Annotated in this window: 17 protein-coding genes; 11 read left to right on the top strand and 6 right to left on the bottom strand. The window is 66.2% G+C overall.

Going from position 1 to position 11,721, the window contains the following annotated elements; all coding sequences use genetic code 11:
* Positions 1 to 2: 2 nt before the first annotated feature.
* Entirely contained in the window at positions 3 to 713 is a 711-nt protein-coding gene (locus NCCP691_RS00260; RefSeq protein ID WP_220806227.1) for a general secretion pathway protein GspB, read from the top strand.
* Here the strand turns inward: NCCP691_RS00260 and NCCP691_RS00255 are convergent.
* Entirely contained in the window at positions 707 to 1,609 is a 903-nt protein-coding gene (locus NCCP691_RS00255) for a DMT family transporter (protein WP_220806226.1), read from the bottom strand. The genes NCCP691_RS00260 and NCCP691_RS00255 overlap by 7 nt on opposite strands.
* A 192-nt stretch (positions 1,610 to 1,801) precedes the next feature.
* Between NCCP691_RS00255 and NCCP691_RS00250 the strand changes: the two genes are divergently transcribed.
* Positions 1,802 to 2,701 carry a helix-turn-helix transcriptional regulator gene (locus NCCP691_RS00250; protein ID WP_220806225.1) on the top strand — a complete coding sequence of 300 codons (900 nt, stop codon included), beginning with the start codon at positions 1,802 to 1,804 and terminating at the stop codon, positions 2,699 to 2,701.
* 4 nt (positions 2,702 to 2,705) lie between these two features.
* Here the strand turns inward: NCCP691_RS00250 and NCCP691_RS00245 are convergent, their stop codons facing one another.
* Positions 2,706 to 3,782, bottom strand: a complete 1,077-nt coding sequence (locus NCCP691_RS00245; RefSeq protein WP_220806224.1) for an alpha/beta fold hydrolase — start codon at positions 3,780 to 3,782, stop codon at positions 2,706 to 2,708.
* Between the two features lie 152 nt (positions 3,783 to 3,934).
* On the opposite strand from NCCP691_RS00245, the gene NCCP691_RS00240 reads away from it, so the two are divergent.
* From NCCP691_RS00240 to NCCP691_RS00230, 3 genes are read left to right on the top strand one after another with little or no spacing between them, the layout of a single operon-like run.
* Complete coding sequence (locus tag NCCP691_RS00240) at positions 3,935 to 4,354, top strand: PaaI family thioesterase (protein WP_220806223.1); 420 nt, start codon at positions 3,935 to 3,937, stop codon at positions 4,352 to 4,354.
* On the top strand, positions 4,351 to 4,581 hold the full coding sequence (locus NCCP691_RS00235; protein ID WP_220806222.1) for a DUF1653 domain-containing protein: 231 nt from the start codon (positions 4,351 to 4,353) through the stop codon (positions 4,579 to 4,581). Before NCCP691_RS00240 ends, NCCP691_RS00235 begins: the two co-directional genes overlap by 4 nt.
* The gene (locus NCCP691_RS00230; RefSeq protein WP_238482247.1) at positions 4,578 to 5,192 is read left to right on the top strand and encodes an alpha-ketoglutarate-dependent dioxygenase AlkB family protein; all 615 of its coding nucleotides are present in this window, start codon (positions 4,578 to 4,580) and stop codon (positions 5,190 to 5,192) included. The genes NCCP691_RS00235 and NCCP691_RS00230 overlap by 4 nt, the downstream gene beginning before the upstream one ends.
* Positions 5,193 to 5,274: 82 nt before the next feature.
* On the opposite strand, the gene NCCP691_RS00225 is transcribed toward NCCP691_RS00230, so the two are convergent.
* Positions 5,275 to 5,511: a hypothetical protein gene (locus tag NCCP691_RS00225; RefSeq protein ID WP_220806221.1), complete on the bottom strand. Its 237-nt coding sequence runs from the start codon at positions 5,509 to 5,511 to the stop codon at positions 5,275 to 5,277.
* A 184-nt stretch (positions 5,512 to 5,695) separates the two neighbouring features.
* Between NCCP691_RS00225 and NCCP691_RS00220 the strand changes: the two genes are divergently transcribed.
* From NCCP691_RS00220 to NCCP691_RS00200, 5 genes are all read left to right on the top strand, one after another.
* Complete coding sequence (locus tag NCCP691_RS00220) at positions 5,696 to 6,070, top strand: SirB2 family protein (protein WP_220806220.1); 375 nt, start codon at positions 5,696 to 5,698, stop codon at positions 6,068 to 6,070.
* Between the two features lie 101 nt (positions 6,071 to 6,171).
* Entirely contained in the window at positions 6,172 to 7,533 is a 1,362-nt protein-coding gene (gene trhP / locus NCCP691_RS00215; protein WP_220806219.1) for a prephenate-dependent tRNA uridine(34) hydroxylase TrhP, read from the top strand.
* Positions 7,534 to 7,584: 51 nt separating this feature from the next.
* A complete protein-coding gene (gene ypfJ / locus NCCP691_RS00210) occupies positions 7,585 to 8,442 on the top strand; it encodes a KPN_02809 family neutral zinc metallopeptidase (protein WP_220806218.1) in 858 nt (285 codons plus the stop codon).
* A gap of 32 nt (positions 8,443 to 8,474) precedes the next feature.
* A complete protein-coding gene (locus NCCP691_RS00205) occupies positions 8,475 to 8,765 on the top strand; it encodes a hypothetical protein (RefSeq protein ID WP_220806217.1) in 291 nt (96 codons plus the stop codon).
* Positions 8,752 to 8,970 (top strand): RNA-binding S4 domain-containing protein, encoded by a 219-nt coding sequence (locus NCCP691_RS00200; RefSeq protein ID WP_220806216.1) that lies wholly within the window; start codon positions 8,752 to 8,754, stop codon positions 8,968 to 8,970. The genes NCCP691_RS00205 and NCCP691_RS00200 overlap by 14 nt, the downstream gene beginning before the upstream one ends.
* 15 nt (positions 8,971 to 8,985) lie before the next feature.
* Here the strand turns inward: NCCP691_RS00200 and NCCP691_RS00195 are convergent, their stop codons facing one another.
* The gene (locus NCCP691_RS00195) at positions 8,986 to 9,372 is read right to left on the bottom strand and encodes a winged helix-turn-helix transcriptional regulator (protein ID WP_220806215.1); all 387 of its coding nucleotides are present in this window, start codon (positions 9,370 to 9,372) and stop codon (positions 8,986 to 8,988) included.
* A 102-nt stretch (positions 9,373 to 9,474) separates the two neighbouring features.
* Between NCCP691_RS00195 and NCCP691_RS00190 the strand changes: the two genes are divergently transcribed.
* Entirely contained in the window at positions 9,475 to 10,035 is a 561-nt protein-coding gene (locus NCCP691_RS00190) for a carboxymuconolactone decarboxylase family protein (RefSeq protein WP_220806214.1), read from the top strand.
* A gap of 41 nt (positions 10,036 to 10,076) precedes the next feature.
* On the opposite strand, the gene NCCP691_RS00185 is transcribed toward NCCP691_RS00190, so the two are convergent.
* The gene (locus NCCP691_RS00185) at positions 10,077 to 10,640 is read right to left on the bottom strand and encodes a phasin family protein (protein ID WP_220806213.1); all 564 of its coding nucleotides are present in this window, start codon (positions 10,638 to 10,640) and stop codon (positions 10,077 to 10,079) included.
* Between the two features lie 144 nt (positions 10,641 to 10,784).
* Entirely contained in the window at positions 10,785 to 11,501 is a 717-nt protein-coding gene (locus NCCP691_RS00180; protein WP_220806212.1) for a hypothetical protein, read from the bottom strand.
* Positions 11,502 to 11,721 lie beyond the last annotated feature (220 nt).

The following is an 11,721-nucleotide window of genomic DNA, read 5'->3' as shown; positions in this document are numbered from 1 at the left end:
CTATGTCCTACATCCTCGAAGCGCTGAAGAAAGCCGAAGCGGAACGGCGCAGCGGCCATGCGCCATCCATCCACACGCCGCACTCCTTCGCGCCGGCGGGCGCCGCGCGCCCCTGGTGGCGGCACCCCGCGGCCTGGGCCGGCGTCGCCGTGCTGCTCGCCGCCGCCGGGGCCGCAGGCTGGCAGCTCATGCGCGACCCGGCACCGCCGGCGCAGGTCGCCGCCGCTGCCGTTCCGGCCGCCGCCGCGCCTGCCGCGCCTGCCGCACCCGCATCACCTGCCGCAGTCCCCGCTGCCCCGCCGCCGACCGCCGCCGCTCGGCCGCCGGCCGTCGAAGCGCCTCCCGCCCCGCCGCCCCGCGAACCGAAGGTCGCCGCGAAGCCGGAACCGAAGGCCGAGCGCAAGCCCGAGCCCAGGCCGAAGCCGCGCAAGGAAGAGGAAGCGAAAGCGCCGGCCGCCGTCGCGAGGGCGCCCGAGGCCGACAAGCCGCCGCCGCCCCTGCGCGAGCTGCCCGAGCACATCCAGCGCGAGATACCGCCGCTGCAGATCGGCGGCTACATCTATTCGCCGGTGCCGGCGGACCGCTCGGTCCTGATCAACAAGCGCCTGCTGCGCGAAGGGGACGAGATCGCGCCCGGCCTGACGCTGGAAAAGATGACGCAGAGCGGCATGGTGCTCAACTACCGCGGCCACCGCTACCGCAGCGCCTACTGACGGCTCAGCCCGAGGCGGCCGGGCAGTGCGCGCGCCGGCAGGAAGACCAGCAGATTCCCCGCCAGCACGCACCCCAACCCGAGGAAGGCGGGCAGGCTCCAGCGGTAGCCTTCGAACACGGTGGAAATCGACAGCGCCACCACCGGGAACAACACCGTGCAGTAGGCGGCGCGATCCGGGCCCAGTCGTCCCACCAGCAGCAGATAGGCGGTGAAGCCGATCACCGAGCCCGGCACCGCGAGGTACAGCAGCGAGCCCAGGTAGCGCGCATCGGCCGGCAGCGCGAACGACATGCCGAGCCCCAGCGCCAGCAGCGTCAGCAGCGCCGCGCCGATGAACATCGCCCAGGTATTGGTCATCCAGGGCGTCATGCCGAGCGCCTGCATCCGCGCCGACAGCAGGTTCCCGCTCGAGAAGAACAGCGTGCCCAGCAGCGCCAGTCCGAGCCCGGCCAGCATGCCGTTGTCGTCCATGTGGTCCAGCAGCTGTGGCAGGAACAGCAACGCGATGCCGGCCAGCCCGAGCAGCGCGCCGGCGATCACCTGGGGCTGCAGCGGGCGGCCGAGGAACAGGCGGCCATTGATCGCATTCCAGAGCGGCGCCGTCGAAAACACCACCGCCACCAGCCCGCTCGTCACCCATTGGCTGGCATAGTAGAAGCACAGGAAATTGCAGCAGAACAGCGCGGTGCCCTGCGCGATCAGATACCGCCATGCGCCCGCCGGCGGCCGCAGCCGGTCCCCCCTGGCCGCCAGGATCGCGAGCAGCACCGCCGCCGCGATCCAGAAGCGCAGCGCGATCGAGACCGGCGCCGGCACGGAGCCGAGCTGCCACTTGATGGCGATCCAGGTCGAACCCCAGATCAGGACGGTAAGCAGATAGAGGCCGGCATTCATGTGCATTCCCTTGCAAAGGAAGGCAGCATGCGCGGCACGGGAAGATCATGCTTGTCGAAACTTGCGGTCCTGCATGCCCGGACGCGGCGGCTTGTCGGATCTTGCGCTTGCTTTTCCGGCGCCGCCCATGCTGCGCCCGGCATCGCGTATAGTTGCCAGACTGACCCGTAATCCGCATTCTTCGAGACCGCCATGCCATCCTTGCCCGAAGCGCCCGTTCCGGATGCCATCGGCCACGCCGTATTCGACACGCTGCGTGGCGCGAACGCTCAGCTGGAGCGTTTCGCCTGGCTCGGCGACGACATGGCGCTGGCGGTCTGGCGGCGCGATACCACCGAAGAAGAAACCGCCTACCTGCGGCCGGGCCATCACACCCTGTCCTGCTATCTCGGCGGCGGCTACCGCACGGAGCGCAACGAACTCCCCGGCCGCTTCGGAGCGCCGGGCCGGCTGTGCACGCTGCCCGACCAGCATGAATCCCGCTGGGTGGTGCGCGACCAGCTGCGCCTGCTGCACCTGTATTTCCTGCCCCGCCATTTCACCCGCCGCGCGGTGGTCGAGCTCGATCGCGAGCCGCGCGAACTGACGCTGGCCGACCGCACCTTTTTCGAGGATCCGGCGATCGCCCAGCTCTGCGCCCGGCTCGCGGGCCTGGATTGGGACGGCGCCGACGAACGCCTGCGCGCGAACGAGATTGCCCATGCCGCCCTCGACCGGCTGCTGCATACACAGGCCGAACTGCGGCGCGACCAGAAGCTGCGGGGCGGATTGTCGCCGGCGGCGAGACGGCGCCTGGCGGAATTCATCGATGCCCACCTCGACCAGCCGCTGACGCTCGGCATGCTCGCGGCCCAGGCTTGCCTGTCCGAATTTCACCTGGCGCGCATGTTCCGGATTTCCTTCGGCATGCCGCCCTATGCGTGGATCGCCGCGCGCCGTATCGATCGTGCGCGGTCGCTGCTGGCCCGCCCCGACCTGCCCTTGCAGCAGGTCGCCGACAGCTGCGGCTATGCGGACCTCAGCCATTTCAGCCACCGCTTCCGGGCGGCGACCGGGGTGGCACCCAGCCGCTACCGGCGCATCATCGCCTGAGGGCCTAGCCGGCCGACAGGCGCCGCGGTTCCGGCTCCGCCAGCACGGGTCCGGCGGGCAGCACCTCTTCGGCCGCCGGTTCGGCGGAGGCCGCGGCGGCCTGGTCGATCGCGGCGATCACTTCCAGCGGGGCGACATGATGCAGCATGTGGCCGGCGCCATGGGTGATGTGCAGCGTGCTCTGCGGCAGTTCGGAATACAGGCGCTCAGACTGCGCATGCGTGTCCACGTGGCGGTCGCCGTCGCCGGCCATGATCACCACCGGCATCGACAGTTCCTGGTAGCGGCCATGCAGCGAGAAGGTCGCCGGAATCATCAGCGCGGTATCGGCCGCCGAGGCGCGCAGCTGGGAAGGCCGCACCACCATCCCGACCGGGAACTCGCGCTGGAAGCGCTGCGGCACCTCCGCGGGCCCGAAAATCCGGCGCAGCATCGCCGGCCAGATCGCGCGGCTGAGCAGCGGCGACACGGTGAAGCGCATCAGGTCGCCCAGCACCGGCACCGCCGGCGCGGACAGCACCGGCACGTCGAGGCGCACGCTCGGATAGTAGTAGCCGGACACCAGCACCAGGCTTCTCACCTGCTCCGGGAAATCCAGCGCCAGCGCGACCGCGACCAGCGTGCCCCAGGAATGGCCGAGCACTACGGCAGGGCCGACACCGATCTGGCGCAGCGCGCGCTGCAGGAGAGCGGCCTGGGCCTGCGGCGTCCACACGGTGGTGCGCGGACGCTCGCTGTAGCCGTAGCCCGGACGGTCGAAGACGATGACGCGGTACTTGCGCGCAGCCATGTCGACCAGGCCGCTGCTCATGAAATCCTGGATCAGCGAGCCGTCGCCATGCAGCATCACCAGCGGCTCGCCCTCGCCTCTTTCCATGTAATGCAGCCGCACGCCGTCGACTTCGACGAAACGCCCGACCGGCGGATTGTCCGCCTCGGCCTGGCGGGTGCGGACGCGCACCACGTAGGCGGAGGCTGCCAGCGCGGCGGCGCCGAGCAGCAGCCAGGAGTTGCGGCGCGCGCTCGAAGACGGCACGGTCCGGTAGCGGCGCGGGTAATCATCTCTCGCGGAAAACTTCATTTGTTCTTCTCCCAAGGATTCGTGAACCCGTTGGAAACAGCTCCAGACTTGAAGTTCAATGGTATTTTTTCCATTTTTCCGGCCGGACGGCGCGGTTTGACAGGAGGCGCCCCGCGGCCGAAGATGACACTCACCAACAACGAGGAGGCCACATGCAGGACAAGAAAGATGCGCAATCCTTCACCCGGGACGGAGAAGGGTATCTGCCCGGATTGCTCGGCATACGGGTCACCTCGCTCGGCGAAGGCACGCTCGGCGCGGAGCTGACGGTGCGCAAGGATCTGCTCGCGCCCAACGGCTTTCTGCATGCCGGCACGGTGGTGACGCTGGCCGATACCGCATGCGGCTATGCCTGCATCGCCCACCTCCCCGACGGCGCCGCCAGTTTCACCACCATCGAGTTGAAGAGCAACTTCCTCGGCACCGCGCGCGAGGGCGTGATCGAGTGCGAGGCGAAGGCGGTGCATCTCGGCCGCAATACGCAGGTGTGGGACGCGCTGGTCCGCCACCGCGACACCGGCAAGCTGATCGCCACCTTCCGCTGCACGCAGATGGTGCTGTGGCCGAAATGAGCGACACGCCGCGCACCGTGCGCCCGGGTGTGTACGAACACTACAAGGGCGCGAAGTATTTCGTGCTCGGGCTGTCCCGCAATACCGAGACCGGCGAAGTCTGCGTCGTCTACCGTCCGCTGTACGAGACCGACTGGCCGCAGCTGGTGCACCGCGAAGCCCGCATGTTTTTCGAGGAGGTGGTGGTGGACGGGCGGCGCGTGCCGCGCTTCCGCTGCCTCGAATGATGGATCTGTGCGACGACGGCAAGCGCCTGCAGCCGGTGCCGCTGCAGGATGCGGCGCTGCATGTCGCCACGCATTTCTATGGCCCGGAAGAGAGCGCGGCGCTGATGCATGCCCTGCGCGAAGAGATCGCATGGCGCCAGGAGCGCATCCTGATCGGGGGCCGGGAACGGCTGCAGCCCCGCCTGTCCGCATGGTACGGCGACGCCGGCCGTACCTACCGCTATTCCGGCAGGCGTTTCGAACCGCTGCCCTGGACGCCCGTCCTGCTGCGCGTGCGCGCCGATGTGGAACGCGCCACAGGGCATCGCTACAACAGCGTGCTGCTGAATCTTTACCGGAATGAAAACGACAGCGTGGGCTGGCACAGCGACGACGAAGCCGAACTCGGGTCGGCGCCCGCGATCGCATCGGTGTCGTTTGGGGAAACCCGGCGCTTCCGGCTGCGTCACCGCCGCCGCAAGGACCTCGATGCCATCAGCATTCCGCTCGAGAACGGCAGCCTGCTGCTGATGGAAGGACCGACGCAAAGCTGCTGGCGGCACGCGGTGCCGAAGGAAACGCAGGCATGCGGGCCGCGCATCAATCTCACCTTCCGCCTGATCCTGGATTGAATGCCAAAAAAGAATCGGGCGGCGCATTGATGCGCCGCCCGATGCGGTATCTGCCGCCGGCTCGCGCCGGCATGGTCTGGATTTACGCGCGCAGTGCGATGGTGCGCAGTTCCTGCGCGAGGTTCGGCATCACGGAGTCATACGAAGCGGCCATGCGGTACAGCTTGGCGATGGAGACTTCGTCGGTCTTCTCGGCGACGGGAGCTTGCGGACGGACTGCGAAGATCGCGGCGAGCAGGTTACGTGCGGCGACGCCGACGTTTTCCAGGTAGCTCGAGCCGGCGACATGTGCGGGTGAAGCGATGGTCATGGTGGACATGGTGTATTCCTCTGTTTGATTTCCCTACGCATTGCAGTGTATGGACCGCCGCAGGCTAAATCCAATTACCGATGCGGATGTCTGGTATTCGCGAGAAATATATGTATCCGGATAGCAATTAGCGCACGTTGATAGAATGAGAAGCCTTAATGACCACTCTCCGCGCCGCGGAATCACTTCACACATGAGCTATCTCGCCATCAAACACATGCACATGAGTTTCGCCATCCTGAGCGGACTCCTTTTCCTTGGCCGCGGCATCATGATGCTGGCGGGTTCGACGCTGCTGCAAAAGCGCGTCCTGCGCATCGCGCCGCATGTGATCGACACCCTGCTGCTCGCCAGTGCGCTGGCGCTGGTCTTCATCAGCGGCATGTATCCGTTCGTCCAGGCCTGGCTCACGGCAAAGGTGCTGGCGCTGGTCGGCTACATCGTCGCCGGCTCCGTTGCACTGCGCCCCGGCAGGTCCAGGGGCGTACGCGCGACCGCCTTCGTCGTCGCACTGCTGCTGTTTGCCTACATCCTGAAAGTCGCGGTCACCAAGCAGCCGCTGCTCTGATATCGCAGTCGTCGCCATCGTCATTTTGTGAGGCTGCCCGGGCAGGATCGGGCGGACGCGGAAGGTATAATCGGCGCCTTCCGTTTTCCCGTACCCTGCCCATGCCTCGCGCTCCAGAACTCCTCCTTCCCGCCGGCTCGCTGGCGAAAATGCATGCCGCCTTCGACTACGGCGCCGATGCCGTCTATGCGGGCCAGCCGCGCTACAGCCTGCGCGCCCGCAACAATGAGTTCTCCACCCTGGAGATGCTCGAGCGCGGCATCGGCGAGGCGCATGCGCGCGGCAAGCTGTTCTTCGTCGCCAGCAACATCTTCGCCCACAACAGCAAGCTCAAGACCTATCTGCGCGACATGGCGCCCGTGATCGCGATGAAGCCCGATGCGCTGATCATGGCCGACCCGGGCCTGATCATGCTCGTGCGCGAGACCTGGCCGGACGTGCCGGTGCACCTGTCGGTGCAGGCCAATGCGGTGAACTGGGCCGACGTGAAGTTCTGGCAGCGCATGGGCCTGACGCGGGTCATCCTGTCGCGCGAACTGTCGCTCGACGAAATCGAAGAGATCCGCCAGCAGTGTCCCGACATGGAACTCGAGGTGTTCGTGCACGGCGCGCTGTGCATCGCCTACTCCGGCCGCTGCCTGCTGTCCGGCTATTTCAATCACCGCGACGCCAACCAGGGTACCTGCACCAACTCCTGCCGATGGGATTACAAGGTGAGCAATGCGCAGGAGGACGCCACCGGCGACATCGGCCAGGCGGTGCAGACGGTGCGCTTCGACTATGGCCAGGCGCTGGAACAGGCGAACGGCACATTCGCCGCGCTCGGCGACGCGCGTCGCCATCCGCTGGCGGACCGCAGCTACCTGATCGAGGAAGCCGGCCGACCCGGCCAGCTGATGCCCATCCTGGAAGACGAGCACGGCACCTACATCCTGAATTCCAAGGACCTGCGCGCGGTCGAGCATGTCGAGCGGCTGGTGAAGATCGGCGTCGACTCGCTCAAGATCGAGGGCCGTACAAAGTCGCTCTACTACGTGGCGCGCACCGCGCAGGTCTACCGACGCGCGATCCACGACGCAGTGGCCGGACGTCCTTTCGACCCGTCCCTGCTGGGCGAACTGCAGGGCCTGGCCAACCGCGGCTACACCGACGGTTTCTACCAGCGCCATCACACCCAGGAATACCAGAACTATCTATCGGGCGTTTCCGAGCTCAATCGCAGCCACTACGTCGGCGATGTGATCGCCATGCGCGAGGGCTGGGCCGAGGTCGAGGTCAAGAACCGCTTCGCCGTCGGCGACCGGCTCGAAGTGATCCACCCCCGGGGCAACCGGGAAATCGTCCTCGAGCAGATGCGCGACGTCGAGGGCAGGCCGTTGGAGGTGGCGGCCGGCAGCGGCCATAAGGTGCTGATCCCGCTCGATCCGCGTTTCGACAAGGCATTGCTGGCCCGACTCCTGTAGCTAGCCCGGTTTTTGCATGCCGGCTGCGACCATCGAACAACGGAGGCTCGCATGCGCTGGGAAGGCAATCGCGAAAGCGAAAACGTGGAAGACCGCCGGGGCGGCGGTGGCGGCATCGGCTTCGGCGGCAAGTCCGTTGGCCTCGGCACCGTCGTCATCGCGCTCGTGGCATCCCTGTTTTTTGGCGTCGATCCGGTGACGGTGCTCAATCTGCTGTCCGGCGGCTCCCCCCAGGTAGCGGAAGTCGGGCGCGCGCCGCCGGCCGACGACCGGATGGCGAAATTCGTCTCGACCGTCCTGGCCGACACCGAGGACACCTGGACCGAACTGTTCGCCGCCGAGGGCTCGCGTTACGACAAGCCGCGCCTGGTGCTGTTCTCCGGCGCCACGCCGACGGCCTGCGGCACCGGGCAATCCGCGATGGGCCCCTTTTATTGCCCGGCCGACCAGCAGATCTATATTGATCTCGAGTTCTACCAGCTGATGAAGGAACGCTTCCGCGTGTCGGGAGAGTTCGCGCAGGCCTATGTGATCGCGCATGAGGTGGGCCATCATGTGCAGCAGCTGACCGGGATTTCCGAGCGCGTGCAGGCGGCGCGCCGGCGCGTGCCGGAAGCTCAGGCCAATGCCCTGTCGGTGCGCCTGGAGTTGCAGGCGGACTGCTTCGCCGGCGTCTGGGCCTATCACGCCAACCGCGCCCGCAGCATCCTGGAGTCCGGCGACGTGGAAGCCGCGCTCAACGCGGCCAGCGCCATCGGCGACGACGCGCTGCAGCGGCAGTCGCAGGGACAGGTGGTGCCCGACTCCTTCACCCACGGCAGCTCGGAACAGCGGGTGCGCTGGTTCCGGCGGGGCATCGAGAGCGGAAAGGTCGGCGCCTGCAATACCTTCGAGACGGATCGGCTCTAAAATGGCGCTCTTTTTCGCGAAGAAACACTTCAATGAGTCATGACGACGCCCTCGGCGCCATGCGTGCCAGCCTGCAGGCGCTGCAGCAAAAACGCATATCCATCGGCAGTTTCTGCCAGGTCTGGCGCGCCCAGTCGTCCCTGCTGGCGGCGCTGCCGCCGCGCTACGGCCAGGTGATGGAGGATCTGCTCGGCCGCATGGAAGCGGGAAGCCTGTTCACCGAGGAGAGCTGCTCCTTCAGCCACGAAGACTTGCAGACCGGCCTCTCGACATGGCTGGACAAGGCCGCCCAGCAACTTGGAGGCCGGCATGCAAACGCTTGATTTCGCGGTACAGGGCGAGTACGTGGAGCTCAATCAGCTCCTGAAACTGGTGGGCGTCGTCGACAGCGGAGGCGCCGGCAAGGCGCTGGTGGCCAGCGGCGCGGTGTCGGTGGACGGCAAGCCGGAACTGCGCAAGACCTGCAAGATCCGGCCCGGACAGACGGTGACGCTCGGCGACCTGCGCATCCGTGTGGCGGCCGCCTGAGCCTTTGAAAAATTTCTACCTGGCGGCGCGCGTGGTCTTGCGCGCCGGCTTTTCCTCCGCGGCGGCCTGCTTCTGCATCCGCCGCTGCCAGTGTTCCGACCACCGCTGCAGCGGCAGCAGGGCCTCGAGCAGCTGGTTGCCCGGTCTGGTCAGCGCGTAGCCTCCCGGCTCTTCCAGTTCGACGATGCCGGCGTCGCGCATCTCGCGCAGGCGCTGATTGAGCACGGTCGGCGACATGCCGTCGCAGCGTTCGCGCAGTTCGCGGAAGCTCAGGCGCGCATCATTGCGCAGCTCCCACAATATGCGGAGCAGCCAGCGCCGCCCCAGCAGGTCCAGCAGGGCCATGACCGGCCTGCCGGTCTGCGACCCGCGCACCCGCGATCCCGGAGTAGGTACAGCCATAATCTCCTCACTACAGTTAAGGTAGCGCTATGCTACAGTAAACGTAGTTCTCTGTACAGAACCGTACCGAGAACCCCATCTTCCACGAACGAGGAGACCGGCATGACCGCCCGCATTACCCCCATTCCCTCGCCCTACCCGCAGCCCGCGGCCGACCTGTTTACCAGAATCACTCCGCCCGGCAGCGAGCCCCTGAAGCTCTTTCGTACCATGGCGCGCAGCCCGCGCGTCCTCGAACGCATGTTTGCCGGCGCCCTGCTCGACCCCGGGCCGCTTCCGCTGCGCGACCGCGAGCTCATGATCCTGCGCACCTGCGCGCGCTGCGGCGCCGAATACGAGTGGGGCGTGCATGCCGCGTTTTTTTCGCGGCGCGCCGGCCTGAGCCCCGACGAGCTTGCTGCGACCTGCGAGGAAACGGTGGGACCGGCCTGGAATCCCAGGGATGCCCTGATTCTGAGACTGGCGGACGCGCTCCACCGGCACGCAACGGCAGGCGAGGATTTGTGGCAGTTGCTGGCGAAAGAGTTCAGTGACGTGCAGTTGCTCGAACTGCTCGCACTGGCCGGTTACTACCATGCGATTTCCTTCATTGCCAACGCGAGCGGCGTCGAAGCGGAAGAAGGGGCGCCGCGCTTCCCAACGGGAATGCGGATGGCCCAATGAAAAAAGGCCGCGTTGCCGCGGCCCCTGTCTGCTGCGATCGATCAGGCCTTGACGGTCGACGACACCGTCGACGCCGCCTGCGCGGCGACAGGTGCGGCGGTCGACGCGGCGGTGCCGGTGAAGGCTTCCGTCGCCTGACGGGTGCCGCGGGCAAACTGCTCGTAGTTGGAGTTGGCCTTGTCGAGCGCCGACTTGAAGAAGGCCGCCATGTTGTCGCCGGTGGGCGCATTGCGCGCGGCTTCCTCGACGATGCCGTTGAAGCGCTGTCCGAACCGGCTTACCTGCGCTTCGGCGAGCTTGCCCATCTCGGTCTGCATGCTGGCGGCGATGTTGACGAGGTGACCGCCGTAGGACACTGCCTTGTCGATGTTCGGACGGGCCTGTGCCGCGACCAGCGACATGAGCTCCTGCGGGTCTTTGGCGCCGAGGATCTGACGCGTCGCCGATGCCGCTTCTTCGAGCGACGCGCGGCTGGCGGTGAGGTTGAGCGTGACCAGCTTTTCCAGGTTCTCCAGCGCTTTGCTGGTGAAGTCGGCGTACAGCGAGATCTGGGACTCGAAGTTTGACCGTGCGGTCTCGGAAATCTGATCTTTGTTCAGAAACATGTCATCTCCATTGAATGCTGACGTGGGTAAGGGTGGCGCCTGCTGCTATATGTTGCGTAGCAACATGGCACATTCTAGAGAAGGGCAACGGCAACTTCAATGATGATTTTGTGCATTGCAATAAAGCAATGCGCGCACCCTCGGTCAGCGCTGCAGGCTTTCCGCGCGCCGGTTGGAACGACGCTCGACGGTATGCGAGGAGACGCGGAATTCCATGTTGGTGATGCCGATCGCGCCCGGCGGCCCGGCGACGAAACCGAAGCCCGCCTTGACCGGGTACACGCAGTCGTCCCGCAGCACGATGTCGGTCTGGCAGTTCGGCATCGGGGTATAGAGGTGGGACTTGATTTCGTTCCAGACGGGCTCGGTGACCCAGCCGAAGAGATAGAGCTGGTTCGGGTAGAGGGAATTGTCGTTGTCGAGATAGCCCTTCTGGTTCTTCTGCAGCGGCGGGTCGGTCGGCAGCGTATTGCAGACGGACAGATCGACCAGGCCCTCGCCGATGGAATAGGCCTCTTCGTTCTGATAGGAAGAATAGGCGAGCCGCAGGTGCCAGCGGCAGTTGAGCGCGATCTTCTTTTCCATGCCCATGCGCTCGGTCGCCATCGACAGGCCATCGGTGACGGTGAGCTGCGTGCACATGATCTGGCCGATCAGGGTCGGCTCCAGCTTGCGGAAGTCGCTCAGGTTTTCGTGCAGGTTCCAGAAGAACCATTTGGCGCGTTCGCCTTCGGTCATGTCGGGCAGGTCCCCCATGGGCCTGCTGCCGTGTGCCTCGATCGTCCTCATGACATCCCGGCGCGTCTTCTCGTGCGCCTCGTCAATCTCCGGTCCGAATCGCTGCAAAAAATCGCTACGCATAAAACCTCTCCAAGATCTGGCGGTGCCCCGCGAGGAGGGCGGGGAATTGGCAGGCCCGGACCGGGGTCCCGAGCCTTGCCCGATAGATCATCAATCGCAGCCGTAGTTCATGAAATGGCATGCCGGAAGCCGGCTTATTTCAAGAACTGGCGCGGAAATCCCGGGGTGCTCGTCCAAAGCCGCGCCGGCGCCGGGGTCTATCATGCGAAGCTTCCGAAAC

Origin of the sequence: Noviherbaspirillum aridicola (assembly GCF_019656455.1) — a bacterium.
Classification (GTDB): domain Bacteria; phylum Pseudomonadota; class Gammaproteobacteria; order Burkholderiales; family Burkholderiaceae_D; genus Noviherbaspirillum; species Noviherbaspirillum aridicola.
The sequence above is the reverse complement of the archived record's forward strand: the minus strand, read 5'-3'. Positions and strand labels throughout refer to the sequence as shown.

What these genes read in the sequence shown, in the direction of transcription:
- NCCP691_RS00260 (WP_220806227.1), top strand. Translation starts at nt 3, where the DNA reads ATGTCCTACATCCTCGAAGCGCTGAAGAAAGCCGAAGCGGAACGGCGC.
- NCCP691_RS00255 (WP_220806226.1), bottom strand. Translation starts at nt 1,609, where the DNA reads ATGAATGCCGGCCTCTATCTGCTTACCGTCCTGATCTGGGGTTCGACC.
- NCCP691_RS00250 (WP_220806225.1), top strand. Translation starts at nt 1,802, where the DNA reads ATGCCATCCTTGCCCGAAGCGCCCGTTCCGGATGCCATCGGCCACGCC.
- NCCP691_RS00245 (WP_220806224.1), bottom strand. Translation starts at nt 3,782, where the DNA reads ATGAAGTTTTCCGCGAGAGATGATTACCCGCGCCGCTACCGGACCGTG.
- NCCP691_RS00240 (WP_220806223.1), top strand. Translation starts at nt 3,935, where the DNA reads ATGCAGGACAAGAAAGATGCGCAATCCTTCACCCGGGACGGAGAAGGG.
- NCCP691_RS00235 (WP_220806222.1), top strand. Translation starts at nt 4,351, where the DNA reads ATGAGCGACACGCCGCGCACCGTGCGCCCGGGTGTGTACGAACACTAC.
- NCCP691_RS00230 (WP_238482247.1), top strand. Translation starts at nt 4,578, where the DNA reads ATGATGGATCTGTGCGACGACGGCAAGCGCCTGCAGCCGGTGCCGCTG.
- NCCP691_RS00225 (WP_220806221.1), bottom strand. Translation starts at nt 5,511, where the DNA reads ATGTCCACCATGACCATCGCTTCACCCGCACATGTCGCCGGCTCGAGC.
- NCCP691_RS00220 (WP_220806220.1), top strand. Translation starts at nt 5,696, where the DNA reads ATGAGCTATCTCGCCATCAAACACATGCACATGAGTTTCGCCATCCTG.
- trhP (WP_220806219.1), top strand. Translation starts at nt 6,172, where the DNA reads ATGCCTCGCGCTCCAGAACTCCTCCTTCCCGCCGGCTCGCTGGCGAAA.
- ypfJ (WP_220806218.1), top strand. Translation starts at nt 7,585, where the DNA reads ATGCGCTGGGAAGGCAATCGCGAAAGCGAAAACGTGGAAGACCGCCGG.
- NCCP691_RS00205 (WP_220806217.1), top strand. Translation starts at nt 8,475, where the DNA reads ATGAGTCATGACGACGCCCTCGGCGCCATGCGTGCCAGCCTGCAGGCG.
- NCCP691_RS00200 (WP_220806216.1), top strand. Translation starts at nt 8,752, where the DNA reads ATGCAAACGCTTGATTTCGCGGTACAGGGCGAGTACGTGGAGCTCAAT.
- NCCP691_RS00195 (WP_220806215.1), bottom strand. Translation starts at nt 9,372, where the DNA reads ATGGCTGTACCTACTCCGGGATCGCGGGTGCGCGGGTCGCAGACCGGC.
- NCCP691_RS00190 (WP_220806214.1), top strand. Translation starts at nt 9,475, where the DNA reads ATGACCGCCCGCATTACCCCCATTCCCTCGCCCTACCCGCAGCCCGCG.
- NCCP691_RS00185 (WP_220806213.1), bottom strand. Translation starts at nt 10,640, where the DNA reads ATGTTTCTGAACAAAGATCAGATTTCCGAGACCGCACGGTCAAACTTC.
- NCCP691_RS00180 (WP_220806212.1), bottom strand. Translation starts at nt 11,501, where the DNA reads ATGCGTAGCGATTTTTTGCAGCGATTCGGACCGGAGATTGACGAGGCG.